This is a genomic window from Vibrio sp. JZG120 (assembly GCF_053890955.1).
Genome location: NZ_JBSRRK010000020.1, coordinates 1 through 19,930 on the forward strand (window position 1 = coordinate 1; position 19,930 = coordinate 19,930).

Genomic DNA, 19,930 nt, shown 5'->3' on the forward strand with positions numbered 1-19,930 from the left:
GGGGTGGAGCAGCTTGGTAGCTCGTCGGGCTCATAACCCGAAGGTCGTCGGTTCAAATCCGGCCCCCGCAACCAAATACAAGACGATAGATTGAATGCTTATTTATTAGCACAATCCTAAGTCGTCGACGGATGCGCCGCTTGATTCAGTTCCTGCTTCTCGCAACCAATCACATCGCTCTTTTCATAATGCTGCGAAGCATGAATCCCCAAAAACTAAATTTTATCCGCATCATATGATGTCGGACGATTTCGTTTGTGTTTAAAACACGATATGAATCGGCTGGCGTACAAGTATGATGAGGTTCTGCATGTTTTATCTACTTTAATTAACAGAGTTATCCACATACGTCGTTCTGTGGATAAGTTAGTTGATAAAGTGTTTTTAGCTTGACTTTTTGCGATGGATAAGAAAGATCTTTTCGCTGAAGGAAAGTCGAAATAATAACGAAACATTGATTAAGTCTTTGTTAAATAAGAGAAAAATAAGTTTTTTGTCGGATCGGATACGTTAAAATACGATCATTAACTGGTATTTTTTTGATCCTAGTCATTTCTCCAAGCTGTGTTTAACTTTTTTCTGCTAGCTTGTTTTTCTTGAATCTCAAATTTTTTTCCACATTACAAAATTGAGAACAAGGTCATGAATTGAACATGTAAAAGTGCTTTCAATCTCTTGCATATAGACTACGCACTATGCGTCTCTTGGTAGCCCCTTCTCGACGATTCTTATTAAGCGCTGCTTTTTCGTCTCTGTAGATGCTTTATTCTCAATGGGGAGTTGATTCAGTTGCTCGGCCAAAGCCCATTTGATGTGTTCATCAAGTAATTTATTTTCACCTTGTCGACTTTCTAACGCATCAATGACTCGTTGACTGTATTCTGCATTACCAAGTGCGACAGCAATATTACGCAGCCACTGTATATGACCAATGCGACGAATAGCGGAGCCTTCCATATTTTTTAGAAAAGTCGCTTCATCCCAGTTAAACATGTCTACGAGGTCCGGGTTTTTGAAACTATCGCGACGATGGAAATCACTCTGCTCCGTTATGTCGGCGTAGCGATTCCATGGGCAAACCAATTGGCAGTCATCACAGCCATAAATGCGGTTACCCATTGGCTTGCGAAACTCTTCAGGGATCACGCCATCGAACTCGATGGTGAGGTAAGAGATGCAGCGTCTAGCATCAACAACTTTGTCTTCAACGATGGCTTGTGTTGGGCATGAGGTAATGCATGCTTTGCATTTACCGCACTGATCAACGCTTGGTTCGTCAACGGGAAGTGGCAAGTCGATAAGTAACTCGCCTAAAAAGAACCACGAGCCACAGTCTTGATCTAAAATCAGGGAATGTTTCCCTGTCCAGCCTAAGCCTGCTTTTTGGGCGAGTGGTCGCTCCAATATTGGTGCGGAGTCGACGAAAGGTCGGTAACCATACTGACCAACTTCTTGTTCAATAAGTTTGCCAAGTTTATTCAGTTGTTTTCTGACGAGCTTGTGATAATCACGCCCTAATGCATAGCGACTAATATAGGCATGATTTTTATTCGCTAGGTTCGAAGCGAATTGTGCTTCTGGTGGTAGGTAGTCCATCCGAACGCTGATCACACGAACGGTTCCCGGGAGTAGCTCATTGGGTCTAGCTCGCATCATACCGTGACGAGCCATCCAGTTCATTGAGCCGTGATAGCCTGCATCGAGCCATTTTTGCAGGGCGGCTTCATGCTCACTCAGATCAACGTCGCAGATCCCAACTTTTTGGAAGCCGAGCTCTTTTCCCCAAATTTTGATTTGTTGTGCGAGTTGTTCGTAGTTCATGCTAACCACCGGAATAAAAGGGGGGCGGATCTTAACGGATCTCTGGCTTTGGTGCTACCCAGTTAGGGACGTTTTTGATGCTGTGAATACTGCTTATTGAAGTCATTTGCATATATTCTAAATCTAGGTCGATACTAAGGTGATTAAGATACCGTTCCTTGAATACTTTTTTCGCACATATGACATTTGAAAGCTTGTCTCTCAAAACCAACACGGTTTACTATTCCTGTTCTTTTGATTTTTATATAGTCAACGATCATTAGTTAGAGAAGCATCAATGAGCACGAAACAATTCAATTTAAAAGATGAGCACGAAACGGTTGCACTAGGTACCGCTCTGGCTCACCTTTGTTCGCAACAAACCACAATTTATCTGCATGGTGATTTGGGTGCAGGTAAAACAACCTTTAGTCGTGGTTTTGTCCGTGCTCTTGGCCATCAAGGTAACGTGAAAAGCCCAACTTATACTCTAGTCGAACCGTATCAGTTGGATCAGTGGCAAGTGTACCATTTCGATCTTTATCGTCTTGCGGATCCTGAAGAGCTTGAGTTCATGGGGATTCGAGATTACTTCACAGATGATGCAATTTGCTTGGTTGAATGGCCTGAAAAAGGGCATGGTTTGTTGCCACAACCGGATCTTGATGTGAACATTCGCTACCAAGGTGAGCAGCGTGTAGCCGAACTAACAGCTAATAATGATTATGGTGTGCAGTTACTCAGTCGATTGGAGCTATGTTGAGTTTTTCAAATTTTAGAGTAGTGGCGACGTTTGTCGCCACTTTTCTCCTTCTCATCCCCAATTTAGCATTTGCTAACGTCGTTAAGAGTTTTCGAGTTTGGCCTTCTCCTGATGAAACGCGTGTTGTCATCGATTTAGGCTCGGAAGCTGACTATTCCTATTTCTCTTTATCCGGACCGGATCGTCTTGTCGTGGATTTAAAAAGCACGACCATGCAGGCCAAACTGCCTGTTACTGTTACGGACAGCCCGGTTTTAAAGCTAGTTCGAAAAAGCTCTCCGCCAGAGAAGGGCACCTACCGTTTGGTGTTTGAACTGAAAAAGAGCGTTCAAGCGGAATTGTTTAAATTAAGCCCAACACCTGGCGGGCAATATGGTCACCGTTTGGTGATTGACCTGCCGCACGGTAAGAAAGCATCGACTTCAGCTTCTAAACCGAGCAAGCCAGCGGCGACCAGCAAAGACATGAGTTCAGTTCAACGAGCTCAAGAAGTCTTGATCGTTATCGACCCTGGTCACGGTGGTGAAGATCCTGGCTCTATTGGCCCTTCACGCCGTAAGTACGAGAAAGACGCGGTATTGAGTATCTCAAGAAAAATTGCTGCTCAGCTCGATGCTACGCCTGGGATTAAAACGCGTATGACACGTACCGGAGATTACTTTGTGAATCTAAACCGTCGTGTAGCCATTGCCCGTGAAAATGATGCGCACTTACTGATTTCCATTCACGCTGATGCGTTTACCTCACCGAAGCCTCGCGGAGGTTCGGTTTTCGTGCTGAATACCCGTCGTGCAAATACTGAAATTGCTCGCTGGGTTGAGAACCATGAGAAACAATCTGAAATATTAGGTGGTTCGGGTAATGCGTTCTTCACTAAGACCAAAGATCGTAACGTGAACCAAACTTTGTTGGACTTGCAGTTTAGTCATTCACAAAAAGAAGGGTATAAGCTGGCAACAGAAATCCTTGGTGAGATGGGACGTGTTGCGCACCTGCATAACACCAAACCGATTAATACTAGCCTTGCTGTTTTACGCTCTCCGCAGATTCCGTCTGTATTAGTGGAAACGGGCTTTATTTCTAACCCAACAGAAGAGCGGTTGCTGTTTCAACGAGCGCACCAAGATAAGTTAGCTCAGGCGATCACTAAGGCGGTCGTTAAGTACTTAAAAGATAATCCACCAGAGGGTACGGTATTCTCGCCTTCAGCGAAGCCAATAGTGCATACCGTAAAACGTGGCGAGTCGTTATCGGTGATTGCGAATAAATATGGGCTTAGCTCTAAAGCGCTGATGTCGGCAAACAACTTGAAGTCGACTGGATTAGCAATTGGTCAGAAGCTCAAAATCCCTTCTGCTGGCACGATTAAAGTACCAAGTAAACCGATTACTGTTGAGACAGAAACCATCATTCATAAGGTTAAGTCAGGTGAGTTCTTAGGTAAGATTGCGAGTCACTATAAAGTGAAGGTTTCAGATATCCGCCGTGAGAACAACTTGAAGTCAGATACCTTGTGGGTAGGACAAAAGTTGAAGATAACCGTTGCTGTCAAAGATAAGCCGATCCGTAAGCACAAAGTTTCTCGAGGTGAATACCTTGGTAAAATAGCGTCCAAATACGGCGTCAGCGTTTCGAATATTCGTAAAGCGAACAACTTACGCTCTGATCAGCTGGCGGTTGGGCAAGTTCTTATCATTCCAAACAAGTAGGTGAGCTTTTAACTCATTATGACGATTAAAATTTTGCCAGCTAGACTTGCAAACCAAATTGCAGCAGGGGAAGTGGTCGAAAGACCCGCCTCTGTAATTAAAGAACTGGTTGAAAATAGTCTTGATTCTGGCGCAACTCGAATCGATATTGATATCGAGAAAGGAGGCGCAAAGCTGATTCGTGTTCGTGATAACGGCAAAGGTATCGCGAAAGATGAACTCGGCTTGGCGCTCAGTCGTCATGCTACATCTAAGATACATACCTTGGATGATCTTGAAGCCATCATGAGTCTAGGTTTTCGCGGTGAAGCGTTAGCCAGTATTAGCTCAGTCTCGCGTTTGACGCTCACATCGCGTCCTGCGGCACAAGAAGAAGCCTGGAGTGCCTACTCCGAAGGGCGTGATATGCAGGTGAAGCTTAAGCCTGCAGCGCACCCGATTGGTACGACTGTTGAGGTGTTGGATTTATTTTTTAATACTCCAGCGCGTCGCAAATTTCTTCGTACGGAGAAAACCGAATTTGCTCATATTGATGAGTTATTGAAACGCATTGCGTTAAGTCGCTTTGATGTCACCATCAATGTGCGTCATAACGGCAAGATCATCCGTCAATATCGCGCGGCGAAAAATCAGCTTCAAACCGAAAAACGTATTGCAGCTGTCTGCGGTAATGCGTTTGTGCGGCATATGCTCAGAATCGAGCTTGAGCATCAAGGGTTAAAGCTACATGGTTGGATTACCACTCCAGAGGGAGCAAGGCAGCAAAGCGATTTACAGTATTGCTATGTGAATGGCCGAATGATGCGTGACAAATTAATCAATCACGCGATTCGTCAAAGCTATGAAATGAGCTTAAAGCCAGATCAGTTCGCTGCCTATGTGCTCTTTATTGAGTTAGACCCACACCAAGTGGATGTGAATGTCCACCCCGCTAAGCATGAAGTGCGCTTTCACCAAGCTCGTTTAGTGCATGATTTCATCTATCAAGCTTTGGCGGATGCACTTGCGCAAAGCGCCGTGATTGATAAACCACAGGTTAATGAATCGGCATTTCATCGTGTGGAACCGAATGAGTCCGAAGAGGTTGAGCATTCGCCTGCGCCTGAAAAAATGCAAAGGCCGACACCTTCACCAGTTCCAGAGCGTGTTTATCAAGCGATAGAGAGTACACCGGCTTATCCTGGACGCAGTGATTATGAAGTTAAACCTCGCGATCGCAGTCCTAGGGATACTTCCGTGCGAGAAGCTCGCGTTGCGGACTCGTTCAAGCGTACTGATTGGGTGGAATCCAAACCCGCACCAAAGCCAAGTCACAGTAAAGAGCGCCACGTAGAACCAGCCCCAACTAAACAAGAAGTACGCGCTTATCACGAGCTGTTGAAAACGCCAGAGTTTGAGTCTCAACCCGTAACGCCGATAGAGCCCCAAAAGGCAACTTCGAATGCATCACTTCCATCGATTAATGCATTAGGCAAAGCGCTAGTGATGGTCGATGAGCAATTTGTTTTGATGAGCAGTGACAGTGGGGCGGCGTTAGTCTCGTTACCTAGAGCGGAATTTTATCGTGTAAAAGGGCAGCTCACTCCAAGCGATGGCGCGCTTAAAGCACAGCCTCTACTCGTTCCTCTATCTATTAAGTTAGAGGCCGAGTTAGTGAAGCTGGCTCAAGATTATCAACAAGATTTGGCGTTACTTGGCATTCAATTGAAAGCGAGAAATGAGCAAGCCTTAATGGTGATGGGCGTTCCCGCGCCGCTACGTCAACAAAACTTACAAAATCTAGTACCAGATCTGTTATCTTACGCGCAATCTTGTGTGAAGGAAGGTATAGCAACAGCTCAGATGCTGTCTGAGTTGATAGATTGGCTCGCATTGCAGGTCACGACAGTGAAGAGTCACTATACTTTTTCTGAAGCAATTCAAATTATTGCGGAACTTGAACAGCTAAGAGATGGTCAATTGCCATTAGAAGATACAAAATTTGTATCCGCTGTTGATTTCTCTGCCACGATAGCCAAATTAAAACCATGACAGATAAACTACCTTTGGCGCTATTTTTAATGGGGCCAACTGCATCAGGCAAAACTGAGTTGGCGATTCGTCTTCGTCAAAAGTTCCCGGTTGAGATCATCAGTGTTGATTCTGCTTTGATCTATAAAGGGATGGATATCGGTACGGCGAAACCGGATGAAAAAGAGTTAAGTTTAGCGCCTCATCGCTTGATTGATATTTTGGATCCGAGCGAATCTTACTCTGTAGCCGACTTTCGTCGTGATGCATTGAAAGCGATGGATGATATTGTTGCAGAAGGAAAAATTCCACTCTTAGTGGGTGGGACAATGCTGTATTATAAGGCGCTACTTGAAGGTTTATCCCCACTTCCTGCTGCAAATCCTGAAATTCGTCAGCAAATTGAACAAGAAGCATTGACTAAAGGTTGGTCAGTGTTGCACGATGAACTCAAAGAGGTTGATCCTGTGTCAGCAGCGAGAATCCATCCCAATGATCCCCAACGTTTATCTCGGGCATTGGAAGTTTTTCGTATTTCAGGTAAAACTTTGACTGAATTGACTCAAACGAAAGGTGAAAGCCTGCCATACCGAGTCAAGCAGTTTGCAATAGCTCCCAAGGATAGGGCAGAACTTCACCGTCGAATTGAACTTCGTTTCGAAAAGATGATGGAAGCGGGCTTTGAAGAAGAAATGAAAGCGCTACATTCGCGAAAAGATCTTCACCCCGATCTTCCTTCCATACGATGCGTCGGTTACCGACAGATGTGGGAGTATTTAGATGGGGAGTGTACACGTGACGAAGCAGTATTTCGTGGCGTATGCGCGACTCGTCAATTGGCCAAGCGTCAAATCACCTGGTTACGCAGCTGGGATGACTTAACTTGGTTGGATAGCGAGAACATTGAACAGGCATTAGAAACGATGTCGGAAGCAATAGCATCTGATTGACATAGCTGTGTATAATGTGATCGTTTTTGCGTGAACGCACTCTCAAAGGATCTGTTGTTGGCGGTTTTTATACTATGCTGCTAATTACTTAGAGTGCATTTTTGATTCGTTTAGCTCAGATGCAAAAGCAGTATCTTTTGCATTGCACCACTAGCTAAATAATTACAACTACAAATTAAATAAGGAAAATAAAATGGCTAAGGGGCAATCTCTACAAGACCCATTTCTAAACGCGCTACGTCGTGAGCGTATCCCGGTATCTATCTACCTTGTGAATGGTATTAAACTACAAGGTCAGATCGAATCATTCGATCAATTTGTGATCCTGCTGAAGAATACTGTTAACCAAATGGTGTACAAGCACGCGATCTCAACAGTTGTGCCGGCTCGTCCAGTGAGCCATCACAGCGGTGAACGTCCACAAGGTGAGCGTCCACAAGAGAAATCAGAAGATTAATTCTTCATCGAGTATTTTTAAAATAAGGAGTTGATTGCTTGTTTGACCGTTATGAATCCGGTGAGCGAGCCGTACTTGTTCATATCAACTTCACGCAAGAAGGTGAATGGGAAGATCTGGCTGAGTTCGAAATGCTGGTTTCTTCTGCTGGGGTAGAGGCGCTACAAGTGGTAACTGGTAGTCGTCAATCCCCACACCCGAAATACTATGTCGGAGAGGGTAAGGCCCAAGAGATTGCTACTGCGGTACAGTCGACAGGTGCCGAAATTGTGATTTTTAATCACGCCCTCTCTCCTGCCCAAGAACGTAACCTCGAAGCACTGTGCCAATGTCGAGTTCTCGACCGCACTGGTCTTATTCTCGATATCTTTGCTCAACGAGCTCGAACACACGAAGGTAAGCTACAGGTAGAGCTGGCTCAACTTCGTCATATCTCTACTCGTTTGATTCGTGGTTGGACGCACCTTGAAAGGCAGAAAGGGGGTATCGGTTTACGTGGCCCGGGTGAAACCCAGCTGGAAACCGACCGTCGCTTATTGCGTGACAGAATCAAAGCCATCCTGCGACGCTTAGACAAAGTAGCGAAGCAGCGTGAACAAGGGCGCCGCGCCCGAAATCGAGCTGAAATCCCAACGGTTTCACTTGTGGGTTACACCAACGCGGGTAAGTCGACACTCTTCAACCGTATTACAGAAGCTGGCGTGTATGCCGCTGATCAACTATTTGCTACTTTGGACCCGACTTTACGTAAGATAGAGTTAGCAGATGTTGGGCCTGCCATTTTGGCAGACACGGTTGGTTTTATTCGACACTTGCCTCACGACTTGGTTGCGGCCTTCAAGGCAACCTTGCAGGAAACGCAAGAAGCTGACATTTTGTTACATGTTGTTGATGCCAGTGATGAGCGTTTTCGTGAGAATATTCAAGCTGTTCATGAAGTACTAGAAGAGATCGACGCACATGAAGTGCCGACTCTGGTTGTCATGAACAAAATCGACAATCTAGATTCGCAGAAACCACATATAGAACGAGACGAGGAAGGCGTACCTCGCGCAGTTTGGGTTTCAGCAATGGATGGGTTGGGCATTGATGTCCTGTTTGAGGCACTGACGGAACGTCTGGCGTCACAAATGGTCGAGCATCAGTTGCGAATTCCTCCACAGTATCAAGGACGATTCCGTAGTACCTTCTTCCAAATGAAGTGTATTCAACGTGAGGAATATGACCAGGATGGTAACTTGTTGATCGATATTCGAATGCAGCAAGTAGATTGGTCTAGACTTGAAAAAAGAGAAGGGGCAGTTTTGACTGGCTTTATAGTCACTTAAAGGACTGCTACAGTATAACGTCATATCAAATGATGGAGCTTTCTAATGGCGTGGAATGAGCCTGGAAATAACAACGGCAACAATGGCCGCGATAATGACCCTTGGGGTAATAATAATCGTGGTGGCCAGCGTCCTGGTGGCCGAGATCAAGGTCCGCCAGATTTAGATGAAGTGTTCAATAAACTGAGTCAAAAACTGGGTGGCAAGTTTGGTAAAAAAGACGGCGGTGGTTCTCCAATCGGCGGCGGTGGTGGTAGTGCAATTGGCTTTGGCGTGATTGCTCTTATTGCTGTTGCAGTTTGGTTCTTCGCTGGTTTTTACACCATCGGTGAAGCAGAGCGTGGTGTTGTGCTGCGTTTAGGTAAATACGATCGTATCGTAGACCCAGGCCTTAACTGGCGCCCTCGTTTTATTGATGAATACGAAGCGGTAAACGTACAAGCGATTCGTTCACTACGTGCATCTGGTCTAATGCTGACTAAAGATGAAAACGTCGTAACAGTCGCGATGGATGTTCAGTACCGAGTGACTGACCCGTACAAATACTTGTACCGTGTAACCAATGCAGACGATAGCTTGCGTCAAGCAACGGATTCTGCACTACGTGCAGTAATTGGTGACTCATTGATGGATAGCATTCTAACCAGTGGTCGTCAGCAAATTCGTCAAACTACGCAAGAAACACTGAACCAAATCATTGATAGCTATGATATGGGTCTGGTACTTGTTGACGTAAACTTCCAGTCTGCGCGTCCACCAGAGCAAGTGAAAGATGCGTTTGATGATGCAATCGCAGCTCGTGAGGATGAAGAGCGTTTCATCCGTGAAGCTGAAGCATACAAGAACGAAATCTTGCCGAAGGCAACGGGTCGTGCTGAACGTTTGAAGAAAGAAGCACAAGGTTACAATGAGCGTGTCACTAACGAGGCTCTTGGTCAGGTAGCACAGTTCGAAAAACTACTACCAGAATACCAAGCGGCACCAGGTGTAACGCGTGACCGTCTGTACATTGACGCAATGGAAGAGGTGTACTCAAGCACTTCGAAAGTGTTGATTGACTCTGAATCAAGCGGCAATCTTCTGTACCTTCCAATCGATAAGTTGGCGGGCCAAGAAGGTCAGGCAGACACAAAACGTAAATCGAAGTCATCTTCAACCTACGATCAAATTCAACTGGAGTCTGAGCGTACACAAGAAGACACTTCGAACACGCAGTCTCGTTCAACAGGTTCACGTCAAGGGAGATACTAAGAATGCGTAAGTTAATGATCCCTGTATTGGTAATCGCACTGGCATTAATGTTGATGTCTTTGTTTGTGATTCCTGAAGGTGAGCGCGGTATCGTGGTTCGATTTGGTCGTGTTCTTAAAGACAACAACGACATCACTCGAATTTACGAACCTGGTTTGCATTTCAAGATGCCTCTGTTTGACCGTGTGAAACAACTTGATGCACGTATCCAAACGATGGATGGCCGTGCAGACCGTTTCGTAACGTCTGAGAAAAAAGACGTTATTATTGATACCTACGTGAAGTGGCGTATTGAAGACTTTGGTCGTTACTACCTAGCAACAGGCGGTGGTAATTCGCTAACGGCGGAGGCACTACTTGAGCGTAAAGTAACAGATGTGCTTCGTTCTGAAATCGGTGCTCGTGAAATCAAACAGATTGTATCTGGTCCACGTAACGATGATGTACTACCAGAAGATGCAAGTGCAGATGTTGTCGCAACTGAAGCGGCACGTGAAGCGCTTGAGATTGATGGTGAACGTGACCTAATTATGTCTGAAGTATTGAAAGACACGCGTGAAAGCGCGATGAAAGACTTAGGTGTTCGTGTTGTTGATTTCCGCATGAAGAAAATCAACCTGCCTGATGAAATCAGTGAGTCTATCTACCGCCGTATGCGTGCAGAGCGTGAGTCTGTAGCTCGTAAGCACCGTTCTCAAGGTCGTGAGAAAGCGGAAGTTATTCGTGCTCAAGCTGAGCTAGAAGTGGCAACCATTCTAGCTGAAGCTGATAAGACTGCTCGTGTAACACGAGGTGAGGCGGATGCTGAAGCTGCGAAGATTTATGCTGAAGCATACAACAAAGACCCTGAATTCTTTAGCTTCCTACGTTCGCTACGTGCGTATGAGAAGTCCTTCAGCTCTAAGAGCGATATCCTGGTACTTGATCCGAAGAGTGAGTTCTTCCAATACATGAACCAGTCGAAGGGCGGCATGGAGAAATAATCTCAGCGTCAAATGAAACACAAGGCTCCTTAGGGAGCCTTTTTTGTATCTGATGCTAAGTGCTAGCTCATCATTATGGCGATTACGGCTCCAGCAACTACTAGGCAGCCACCGATGCGTCGTAGCTGATTGTTGGGCTGTTCACTTAATTGAGCCACCATATTCCGCCAACCGTTTGGAGCAATGAGTGGTCCAATGCCTTCCACGATCAAGACGAGCCCAATCGCCAACCATATGGATTCAGACATACCGCTTTCCAGTCGAATAAAGAAAACTAAATACTATCAGTGATATGCTGATTTCAAAATGAGCAAAGCAGCAAGATGACATTCTGGTAGCAACTCTGTGAACAAAAAATGACTGCAAGAAGCGTGATTCGGTGCTAGAATCCATTTTTAACTAGCAATCAGACTTGGAAAGATGGGAAATAACGTAGTCGTTCTAGGCACCCAATGGGGTGACGAAGGTAAAGGTAAAATCGTAGACCTTTTAACTGAAGATGCAAAATACGTGGTACGCTACCAAGGCGGTCACAACGCAGGTCATACTCTCGTAATTGACGGTGAAAAAACCGTTCTTCACTTAATTCCATCAGGTATCCTTCGCGATAACGTAAAATGTGTTATCGGTAACGGTGTTGTACTATCACCTGAAGCTCTACTTAAAGAAATGAAACCTCTTGAAGAGCGCGGTATTCCAGTACGCGAGCGTCTTTTCATTTCTGAAGCATGTCCGCTAATTCTTCCTTACCACGTTGCAATGGACCAAGCTCGCGAAATCGCTCGCGGTAAAAAAGCTATCGGTACAACAGGTCGTGGTATCGGTCCAGCATACGAAGATAAAGTTGCTCGTCGCGGTCTACGCGTTGGCGACCTATTCGATATGGAATCGTTCGCTGAGAAGCTAAAAGAAGTCATGGAGTTCCATAACTTCCAACTCGTTAACTTCTACAAAGCGGAACCAGTAAGCTACGAAGCTGTGCTTGAAGAAGCAAAAGGCTACGCAGAGCTACTTACTTCAATGGTTATCGACGTAACTGACGAACTAGACGCAGCACGTAAGCGCGGCGATAAGATCATGTTCGAAGGTGCACAAGGTACGCTACTTGATATCGACCACGGTACTTACCCATACGTAACGTCTTCTAACACGACTGCTGGTGGTGTTGCTGCAGGTTCAGGTTTTGGTCCTCGTCACATCGGTTACATCTTGGGTATCGCGAAAGCGTACTGTACTCGCGTTGGTGCAGGTCCATTCCCGACAGAACTATACGATGGTCTAGATAAGCAAGATCCAATTGGTAAGCACTTAGGTGAAGTTGGCCACGAGTTCGGTGCGACAACTGGTCGTCTACGCCGTACAGGTTGGTTCGATGCTGTTGCTATGCGTCGTGCAATCCAAATCAACTCTGTATCTGGTTTCTGTCTAACTAAACTAGACGTACTAGATGGTCTAGAAGAGCTAAAAATCTGTACTGGTTACAAGATGGAAGATGGCTCTGTGCTAGAAGTTTCTCCGATGGCTGCTGAAGCATTCGAAAAAGCAACGCCAATCTACGAAACAATGCCTGGTTGGTCTGAGAACACATTCGGTGCTAAAGCGCTAGAAGATCTACCACAAGCGGCTCTTAACTACATCAAGCGTATTGAAGAGTTAACAGGTGTGCCTGTAGATATCATTTCAACAGGTCCTGACCGCAACGAAACTATCATCAAGGTTCATCCATTCGAAGCTTAATTGATAGTCGTTAAAGATTGCAAAAGCCGACCTTCTGGTCGGCTTTTTTGTATCTGAACAAAAACGGCAGTGATTCTCATATGGCAAATTTTTGCCGCTGAGTCTAAGTCAGAGGCAAAAATTGTCTAAAGCTTAGCTGGTTTTTGCCGATAAGGTTATCAAGCAGAGGAGATCCTTCATCGATCTTTGGTTTCTTAGATACCTTAAAGAGTACGTTTATGAAGTTACGAACAGTGGCTGCTTCACTGTTATTGACCTTGGTAGCTACCACAGCGAAAGCCAATGTTGCTGATGTGGGGGCGCCAGTTCCTATCTACACCGAAGCAGAGCTGATAAAGCTTATTGAGCAAAATAAGCACTTACAACGTGTGCGCGCTGATAACTGCCAGCTGGTGGAGGATATCGTTGCTCGTGCGACTCGAATTAACTTACCCGCTTATGAATTTCTATACGGAGATATGTTGGCTTGGGGTGTGTGTGTTGAGCAAGATGTCGAACTGGGTCTTTACTACATAGAAAATGCAGCACATCAAGGATTACCAGCCGCGCTAGAGCAGATTGGTCGATACTATTCGCGTGGCACTTTAGTGCAGCAAGATAAAGAGCGAGCGATTCCTTACTTGCGAGAAGCCGCCTCAATGGGAAACCTAAATGCGCGTATTCATTTAGCCGAATTACTCCTGCGTGATTACGGCAGCCCACTTGATTACGAAGATGCGTATCGTTGGCTATATAACTCTGTCACAGCAGATAAGCGGCAGCATAAGCGCATCACTGTATTGAGAAATGGCCTCGAGCAGCGCATGCCACAAAACGTTATTGCTCGAGCTAAAAGGCGAGACACCTTTTGGTAACGTCCTATCAAGGCAAACAACTTCATACAACAAAGCTCACATAATGTGGGCTTTGTTGTTTTCCCGAAGAGTAATCTTGAGCGATTAAACGACTTTGTGTGGACCGAAGCATTCGTAATGGAATTGCTCTTGTGGTACGCCAAGTTCTAATAGTTGTTTCGCTACGTGCTGCATGAACCCGACAGGGCCACAGAAGTACACCTGCACGTTATCTTGCTTTAATGCGGCTTCAATTTCATACAGATTGACAAAACCCTTGAAGTGGAAGTCTTCACCTAGCTTGTCTTCTGCCGTTGGGTGGTTATACCAAACGAGCGCGTTCATGTTTTCTTTCGCCGCGACTAGTTGGTTCACGTGTTGCTTGAAAGCATGCTGTTGACCATTTTCTGTTGCATGAACCCAAGTTACAGGTGCTTGATGTGCTGAGAGACTTTCTAGCATGGACAGCGTTGGCGTAAGTCCTACACCTGCAGAAATTAGAACAACGGGTGTTTGTGGTTCGGCATCCATAAAGAAATCACCGGCAGGGGCGGCAAGCTGCACTTTTTCGCTAATGTTCAGGCTATCGTGCAGGAAGTTCGATACTTTTCCGCCTTCTTCACGTTTTACTGAGATACGGTAGGTGTTCTCTTGGACCGCAGAAGATAGGCTATATTGGCGAATTTCTTGGTTTTCTAACTGGTCACTGTTGATATAGATGCCAAGATATTGTCCCGGTTTATACGGTGCTACTTTTTGGCCATCGGTTGGCTTAAACACAAAGCTGCAAATGTGTTCGCTCTCTATTTGTTTATCGACTAACTCAAATTCGCGTAGACCGCGCCAACCGCCTTCCAAAGCTTCATTTTGTTGGTAAATTTGTTCTTCGCGCTGAATAAATACATTCGCAAGTACGCCGTAAGCCTCAGCCCAAGCATCCAACACTTCCTGACCTGGATTAAACAACTCATCAATCGTCGCAAGTAAGTGTTTACCAACGATTTGGTACTGATCTTCTGTGATCAAAAAGCTCGTGTGTTTATGCGCAATTTTTTCTACTGCGCCAAGTAGGGCTGGCAAATTTTCAATATTGGCAGCATAGGCGCAGATGGCGTTGAATAGCGCTTCACGCTGATCGCCGTTACGCTGGTTACTCATATTAAAAATATCTTTCAACTCAGGGTTATGAGTAAACATACGTTCATAAAAGTGTGCGGTCAGTTTTGGTCCCGTTTCGGCGATAAGTGGTGCGGTCGCTTTGACGATCTCGATGGTTTGATTGCTGAGCATATGGGCTTCCTACTTTAAGTTGTATTTATAATGCATGTTTAAAGTTGTATCTCAAATGTATCTTTCGATCAAGAAAAGATTTACACTTTTATCGATAGCTCAAGTTTGGCGTTTTAGTGTCACCAGCGAGTTATTGAGTCGCACTTTGGGAGAGAATATGCAGTTAACGAGCTTTACTGATTATGCGTTGAGAACCTTAATTTTCTTGGCTTCGTTGCCGGAAGATGAGTTAACTAATATCACTGAAGTGACGGATTTATTTGGTGTGTCACGTAACCATATGGTTAAAGTTATCAACCGTTTAGGGCAACTAGGCTATGTCCACACCGTGCGTGGAAAAAACGGTGGTATTCGGCTGATGAAACCTGCTTCTGAAATCACAGTAGGTGGTGTCGTGCGAGATTTAGAGCCGTTAGATTTGGTCAATTGCGGCGTAGATTTTTGCCATATTACCCCTGCCTGTCGCCTCAAAGATAAATTGGCAAAAGCAAAAAGTGCCTTTTTGGCGGAGCTGGATGATTGCACGATCGAATCCTTGCTGAGCGACAATTCTGAGTTGTTGATCTTACTGGCTCGTCCTTAACTCATTTGCACGTCTAGAGTCGATCTCGATCATTCTTTTTTCAAAGCAATTCTGTAGCTTATCGAGAGACTCAGATATACTAGCCATATACCTTCCTTGCTAGATAGGCGTGCCTATGTCAGACAATATTCCAAACGATCCTTTTGCAGATCGTGAATCCAAAAATTACGAAAATCCAATTCCAAGCCGAGAGTTTATCATCGAGTTTCTAGAGCAAGCGGGCGTTCCAATGAATCGCAACGACTTGTATGAGGCACTAAAGCTTGAGGGCGAAGAGCAATACGAAGGGTTGCGTCGTCGGCTACGTGCGATGGAGCGAGATGGTCAACTGGTGTTTACCCGCCGTCAGTGCTACGCATTGCCTGAAAAACTTGAAATGGTGAAAGGTTACGTGATTGGTCATCGTGATGGCCACGGTTGGGTGCGTCCAGAAGGCAGCGTCGGCAAGGATGATGATATTCTGTTACCGCACCATCAAATGAAGAACATCATCCACGGTGACTTTGTTTTAGTGCAACCTACAGACAACAGCAAGCGCGGTCGTCGTGAAGGGCGCTTGGTTCGAGTGTTAGAGGAGCGTAATGATCAAATCGTCGGTCGTTTCTTCCTCGAATATGGTTATTCCTATGTTGTCCCTGATGACTCGCGTATCAGCCAAGATATTCTGATCCCAAATGAGCACAAAGCGGGTGCACGCATGGGTAACGTGGTCGTGATTGAAATTACTGATCGTGGCTCACGCTCACGTGGCATGATGGGTAAAGTGGTTGAAGTACTTGGTGAAAATATGGCACCAGGTATGGAAACGCAAATTGCGATTCGTACACACCAAATCCCTCACGAGTGGCCAGAGGCCGTCGATAAACAAATCGAAAACTTAGGCGAAGAAGTACCAGAAGAAGCCAAAGTTGGTCGTGTGGATCTACGTGAGTTACCACTTGTGACCATTGACGGCGAAGACGCACGAGACTTTGATGATGCTGTTTACTGTGAGAAGAACAAAGAAGGTGGTTGGCGTTTATGGGTAGCGATTGCTGACGTCAGTTACTACGTTCGCCCTGACTCTGCGCTGGATAAAGAAGCCATCAACCGTGGTAACTCGGTGTACTTCCCATCGCAAGTAGTGCCAATGCTACCGGAAGTGCTATCAAATGGTTTGTGTTCACTTAACCCACAAGTTGATCGCTTGTGTATGGTGTGCGAAATGACCATCTCAGAGACGGGTAAACTATCGGGCTACAAGCACTACGAAGCCGTGATGAACTCGCACGCTCGTCTCACATATAGCAAAGTGAGCGCGATTCTAGAAGGGGATGAAGAACTACGTGAGCGCTACCAGCCGCTTGTTTCTCATCTAGAAGAGCTGCACAAGATGTACAAAGTGCTGAAAGAAGCACGAGATCAACGCGGTGCAATCGAATTTGAAACCGTTGAAACCAAATTTATTTTCAATGCGGAACGTAAAATCGAAAGCATTGAGCCAGTAATTCGTAATGACGCGCATAAGATCATCGAAGAATGTATGATTTTAGCCAACATTGCTTCGGCATCGCTGGTAGAAAAAGCGAAAGAGCCCGCGCTCTATCGTATCCACGAATCTCCAGGTGAATTACGCCTGCAAGGTTTCCGTGACTTCTTAAGTGAACTTGGTCTTGAGCTAAAAGGTGGTTTAGAGCCTTCACCAACGGACTATGCCGATCTCGCACGTCAAATCTCCGGGCGTCAAGATCAAGAGTTGATTCAGACTATGCTGCTACGCTCAATGAAGCAAGCGGTATACAACGCAGATAACGCGGGGCACTTTGGGTTGGCATTGAAACGCTATGCGCACTTTACGTCGCCAATTCGTCGTTACCCTGACTTGTTACTTCACCGTGCAATCAAGTATCTGATTGCTAAAGAAGAAGGTAGTAATCAAGATCGCTGGACACCAACAGGTGGCTATCATTACTCGTTTGACGACATGGATTTTTACGGCGAACAATGTTCGATGACAGAGCGCCGTGCTGATGATGCAACACGTGATGTTGCGGATTGGCTGAAGTGTGAATATATGCAAGACCACGTCGGTGACGAACTAGACGGTGTTATTGCTAATGTCACTAGCTTTGGCTTCTTTGTACGTTTAACGGATTTGCACATCGATGGTTTGGTACATATTTCTACCCTTGCGAACGACTACTATCAATTTGACCCGATTGGTCAACGACTTATTGGTGAAAGTTTCGGTAACATCTACCGCTTAGGCGATGCAGTAAAAGTAAAAGTACTGGCTGTTAACCTCGATGATAAGCAAATTGACTTTGAATTGGTCGAAACAAGTCGTAAGCTACGCGGCGAAGGTAAGACTGCGAAGAAACGCGCAGCGGAAGCAAAACGCAAAGCGAAAGATAAAAAACGCGCTGCGACTCGCTCTTCATCGAAAGAAGGTGGCGCGGCTCGTGCAGTTCCTGCGATAGAGCCAACTAAACGCCCAGAAGAAACGGGCGCAGTGAGTAAGCGCAATGGCCCCAAACGTGATGACGCCGAAGGCAAAAAGAAGCCTAAAGTGAAAAAAGCACGTAAAAAAAAGCCACACAGTAAGCCGAAGAAAACCAAGCGCACTAAAAAAGAAGCGTAGTAGGCTGAAGCGCCAGCTCAGTTCAAACTCAGCTGGCGCAGGCAATACGACCCGAACAACAGGTTAAACAATGAGTAACGAATTTATCTACGGCATTCACGCAGTGAAAGCGGTATTGGAGCGCGAACCAGAGCGTTTTATCGAGGCATACGTTTTAAAAGGTCGTCAAGATGATCGCCTAATGCCAATCCTAAATGATCTTCAGGTTTGTGGTGTCTCTATTCAACAAATGACGCGTAAAACACTGGATGACAAAGCGCGTGGTGCAAATCACCAAGGCATCATTGCTCGCGTAAAACCAGCAAAACAGCTGAACGAGAACGACATTGATGACATCTTAGCGCAGCATGAATCACCGCTACTGTTAGTGCTGGATGGTGTGACGGACCCGCACAACCTTGGTGCGTGTTTGCGTAACGCAGATGCGGCAGGCGCTGCGGCGATCATCGTACCGAAAGATCGTTCTGCACCAATGAATGCCACGGTAAGTAAAGTAGCATGTGGCGCTGCAGAGGTTGTGCCTTTGATTCGTGTAACCAACCTTGCACGTACAATGCGTACGCTACAGGAAAAAGGTATTTGGTTTGTGGGTACGGCTGGTGAAGCTACGCACGACATTTATCAAGCTAAGCTTACTGGTCCTCTTGCTATCGTGATGGGTGCTGAAGGTGATGGTATGCGTCGTCTTACTCGCGAAACCTGCGATGATTTAATTAAGATCCCTATGGCGGGCAGTGTATCAAGCTTGAACGTATCAGTGGCTTCTGGTATCTGTTTGTTTGAAGCGGTTCGTCAGCGTTTGGCTACCCAAAAATAAGGCGAGCACACTAAGCGTCGCTGAGTGTGACACTGAGTGACATCAAGATTAAGCACACAGGATGGGGAACCATCCTGTGTTATTTTAGCTAGGGAATTTATGACCCAACAAGATATTAAATTGATTGCTTTTGATCTGGATGGAACACTGCTTGATAGCGTGCCAGATCTTGCCGTAGCGGCCGATCAAGCAGTTCAGGCGTTAGGCTATCCTTCTGTATCAGAAGAGCAGGTGCGTGATTACGTTGGTAATGGTGCAGATATATTGATTGGACGTGCATTAAGCCAAAGCATGACCATCAGCAGTGATTTGAGTGATGAGCTGCGTGCTAAAGCGCGTGAGCTGTTTGATGAATACTACAAGCAAAGCGGCCATAAGCTAAGTCACCTTTACCCAACAGTAAAAGAGACGCTTGAAGAGCTACACCAAGCTGGTTTTACGATGGCGATTGTGACGAACAAGCCCTCGAAATTCGTACCAGAAATTCTAGAGCAGCATGACATCGCCAAGTACTTCGTAGACGTATTAGGTGGTGACGCGTTTCCAGAGAAAAAACCAAACCCGGTGGCGCTGAACTGGCTAATGGAAAAGCACCAGGTAAAACCAGCAGAGATGCTGATGGTTGGTGATTCGAAAAACGATATCTTGGCGGCGAAAAATGCGGGTTGTGCTTCATTTGGTTTAACTTACGGTTATAACCATGGCGAGCCCATTTCAGCTTCGAACCCTGACGTAGTGGCGAACCGCCTCGCGGAATTACTGGAAGTCGTCGCTGTTTCTGCATAACGGCAACAAAAGA

17 protein-coding genes are annotated in these 19,930 nt (G+C 45.7%); 14 read left to right on the forward strand and 3 right to left on the reverse strand.

Going from position 1 to position 19,930, the window contains the following annotated elements; translation table 11 throughout:
- Positions 1 to 693: 693 nt before the first annotated feature.
- A complete protein-coding gene (gene queG, locus ACWPOD_RS22225; RefSeq protein WP_167426173.1) occupies positions 694 to 1,821 on the reverse strand; it encodes a tRNA epoxyqueuosine(34) reductase QueG in 1,128 nt (375 codons plus the stop codon).
- 277 nt (positions 1,822 to 2,098) lie between these two features.
- Between queG and tsaE the strand changes: the two genes are divergently transcribed.
- The 8 genes from tsaE (at position 2,099) to hflC (ending at position 11,251) form a co-directional block, all read left to right on the forward strand.
- Positions 2,099 to 2,563, forward strand: coding sequence for a tRNA (adenosine(37)-N6)-threonylcarbamoyltransferase complex ATPase subunit type 1 TsaE (tsaE, locus tag ACWPOD_RS22230; RefSeq protein WP_005395381.1), 465 nt, complete (start codon positions 2,099 to 2,101; stop codon positions 2,561 to 2,563).
- On the forward strand, positions 2,557 to 4,272 hold the full coding sequence (locus ACWPOD_RS22235) for a LysM peptidoglycan-binding domain-containing protein (protein ID WP_167426174.1): 1,716 nt from the start codon (positions 2,557 to 2,559) through the stop codon (positions 4,270 to 4,272). Before tsaE ends, ACWPOD_RS22235 begins: the two co-directional genes overlap by 7 nt.
- Positions 4,273 to 4,290: 18 nt before the next feature.
- On the forward strand, positions 4,291 to 6,303 hold the full coding sequence (mutL, locus tag ACWPOD_RS22240; protein ID WP_456232245.1) for a DNA mismatch repair endonuclease MutL: 2,013 nt from the start codon (positions 4,291 to 4,293) through the stop codon (positions 6,301 to 6,303).
- Positions 6,300 to 7,232 (forward strand): tRNA (adenosine(37)-N6)-dimethylallyltransferase MiaA, encoded by a 933-nt coding sequence (gene miaA / locus ACWPOD_RS22245; RefSeq protein WP_005395375.1) that lies wholly within the window; start codon positions 6,300 to 6,302, stop codon positions 7,230 to 7,232. Before mutL ends, miaA begins: the two co-directional genes overlap by 4 nt.
- 193 nt (positions 7,233 to 7,425) lie before the next feature.
- Complete coding sequence (hfq, locus tag ACWPOD_RS22250) at positions 7,426 to 7,689, forward strand: RNA chaperone Hfq (RefSeq protein WP_005381379.1); 264 nt, start codon at positions 7,426 to 7,428, stop codon at positions 7,687 to 7,689.
- 38 nt (positions 7,690 to 7,727) lie between these two features.
- The gene (hflX, locus tag ACWPOD_RS22255) at positions 7,728 to 9,017 is read left to right on the forward strand and encodes a ribosome rescue GTPase HflX (protein ID WP_167426176.1); all 1,290 of its coding nucleotides are present in this window, start codon (positions 7,728 to 7,730) and stop codon (positions 9,015 to 9,017) included.
- A 45-nt stretch (positions 9,018 to 9,062) separates the two neighbouring features.
- Positions 9,063 to 10,268 (forward strand): FtsH protease activity modulator HflK, encoded by a 1,206-nt coding sequence (gene hflK / locus ACWPOD_RS22260; protein ID WP_167426177.1) that lies wholly within the window; start codon positions 9,063 to 9,065, stop codon positions 10,266 to 10,268.
- Positions 10,269 to 10,270: 2 nt separating this feature from the next.
- Positions 10,271 to 11,251, forward strand: coding sequence for a protease modulator HflC (gene hflC / locus ACWPOD_RS22265; RefSeq protein ID WP_005395373.1), 981 nt, complete (start codon positions 10,271 to 10,273; stop codon positions 11,249 to 11,251).
- Between the two features lie 62 nt (positions 11,252 to 11,313).
- On the opposite strand, the gene ACWPOD_RS22270 is transcribed toward hflC, so the two are convergent.
- Positions 11,314 to 11,499 carry a DUF2065 domain-containing protein gene (locus ACWPOD_RS22270; protein WP_005381383.1) on the reverse strand — a complete coding sequence of 62 codons (186 nt, stop codon included), beginning with the start codon at positions 11,497 to 11,499 and terminating at the stop codon, positions 11,314 to 11,316.
- Positions 11,500 to 11,671: 172 nt separating this feature from the next.
- Between ACWPOD_RS22270 and ACWPOD_RS22275 the strand changes: the two genes are divergently transcribed.
- Positions 11,672 to 12,988: an adenylosuccinate synthase gene (locus ACWPOD_RS22275; protein ID WP_005395372.1), complete on the forward strand. Its 1,317-nt coding sequence runs from the start codon at positions 11,672 to 11,674 to the stop codon at positions 12,986 to 12,988.
- 218 nt (positions 12,989 to 13,206) lie between these two features.
- Positions 13,207 to 13,842, forward strand: a complete 636-nt coding sequence (gene motX, locus ACWPOD_RS22280) for a flagellar protein MotX (RefSeq protein ID WP_005387944.1) — start codon at positions 13,207 to 13,209, stop codon at positions 13,840 to 13,842.
- An 84-nt stretch (positions 13,843 to 13,926) separates the two neighbouring features.
- On the opposite strand, the gene hmpA is transcribed toward motX, so the two are convergent.
- The gene (hmpA, locus tag ACWPOD_RS22285) at positions 13,927 to 15,111 is read right to left on the reverse strand and encodes an NO-inducible flavohemoprotein (protein ID WP_167426178.1); all 1,185 of its coding nucleotides are present in this window, start codon (positions 15,109 to 15,111) and stop codon (positions 13,927 to 13,929) included.
- 157 nt (positions 15,112 to 15,268) lie between these two features.
- Here hmpA and nsrR point away from each other — a divergent pair, with 157 nt between their 5' ends.
- The 4 genes from nsrR (at position 15,269) to ACWPOD_RS22305 (ending at position 19,917) form a co-directional block, all read left to right on the forward strand.
- Positions 15,269 to 15,694 carry a nitric oxide-sensing transcriptional repressor NsrR gene (nsrR, locus tag ACWPOD_RS22290; RefSeq protein ID WP_005387939.1) on the forward strand — a complete coding sequence of 142 codons (426 nt, stop codon included), beginning with the start codon at positions 15,269 to 15,271 and terminating at the stop codon, positions 15,692 to 15,694.
- A 115-nt stretch (positions 15,695 to 15,809) separates the two neighbouring features.
- Positions 15,810 to 18,314: a ribonuclease R gene (gene rnr / locus ACWPOD_RS22295; RefSeq protein WP_167426179.1), complete on the forward strand. Its 2,505-nt coding sequence runs from the start codon at positions 15,810 to 15,812 to the stop codon at positions 18,312 to 18,314.
- 70 nt (positions 18,315 to 18,384) lie between these two features.
- Entirely contained in the window at positions 18,385 to 19,131 is a 747-nt protein-coding gene (gene rlmB / locus ACWPOD_RS22300) for a 23S rRNA (guanosine(2251)-2'-O)-methyltransferase RlmB (RefSeq protein WP_167426180.1), read from the forward strand.
- Between the two features lie 99 nt (positions 19,132 to 19,230).
- Positions 19,231 to 19,917 (forward strand): phosphoglycolate phosphatase, encoded by a 687-nt coding sequence (locus ACWPOD_RS22305; RefSeq protein ID WP_005395368.1) that lies wholly within the window; start codon positions 19,231 to 19,233, stop codon positions 19,915 to 19,917.
- Positions 19,918 to 19,930 lie beyond the last annotated feature (13 nt).

Excerpts from the sequence above, each read along its gene's own strand:
- mutL (WP_456232245.1), top strand. The coding sequence starts at position 4,291 with ATGACGATTAAAATTTTGCCAGCTAGACTTGCAAACCAAATTGCAGCA.
- queG (WP_167426173.1), bottom strand. The coding sequence starts at position 1,821 with ATGAACTACGAACAACTCGCACAACAAATCAAAATTTGGGGAAAAGAG.
- rlmB (WP_167426180.1), top strand. The coding sequence starts at position 18,385 with ATGAGTAACGAATTTATCTACGGCATTCACGCAGTGAAAGCGGTATTG.
- motX (WP_005387944.1), top strand. The coding sequence starts at position 13,207 with ATGAAGTTACGAACAGTGGCTGCTTCACTGTTATTGACCTTGGTAGCT.
- ACWPOD_RS22275 (WP_005395372.1), top strand. The coding sequence starts at position 11,672 with ATGGGAAATAACGTAGTCGTTCTAGGCACCCAATGGGGTGACGAAGGT.
- hfq (WP_005381379.1), top strand. The coding sequence starts at position 7,426 with ATGGCTAAGGGGCAATCTCTACAAGACCCATTTCTAAACGCGCTACGT.
- miaA (WP_005395375.1), top strand. The coding sequence starts at position 6,300 with ATGACAGATAAACTACCTTTGGCGCTATTTTTAATGGGGCCAACTGCA.
- rnr (WP_167426179.1), top strand. The coding sequence starts at position 15,810 with ATGTCAGACAATATTCCAAACGATCCTTTTGCAGATCGTGAATCCAAA.
- hmpA (WP_167426178.1), bottom strand. The coding sequence starts at position 15,111 with ATGCTCAGCAATCAAACCATCGAGATCGTCAAAGCGACCGCACCACTT.
- hflC (WP_005395373.1), top strand. The coding sequence starts at position 10,271 with ATGCGTAAGTTAATGATCCCTGTATTGGTAATCGCACTGGCATTAATG.
- nsrR (WP_005387939.1), top strand. The coding sequence starts at position 15,269 with ATGCAGTTAACGAGCTTTACTGATTATGCGTTGAGAACCTTAATTTTC.
- tsaE (WP_005395381.1), top strand. The coding sequence starts at position 2,099 with ATGAGCACGAAACAATTCAATTTAAAAGATGAGCACGAAACGGTTGCA.
- hflK (WP_167426177.1), top strand. The coding sequence starts at position 9,063 with ATGGCGTGGAATGAGCCTGGAAATAACAACGGCAACAATGGCCGCGAT.
- ACWPOD_RS22235 (WP_167426174.1), top strand. The coding sequence starts at position 2,557 with ATGTTGAGTTTTTCAAATTTTAGAGTAGTGGCGACGTTTGTCGCCACT.
- ACWPOD_RS22305 (WP_005395368.1), top strand. The coding sequence starts at position 19,231 with ATGACCCAACAAGATATTAAATTGATTGCTTTTGATCTGGATGGAACA.
- ACWPOD_RS22270 (WP_005381383.1), bottom strand. The coding sequence starts at position 11,499 with ATGTCTGAATCCATATGGTTGGCGATTGGGCTCGTCTTGATCGTGGAA.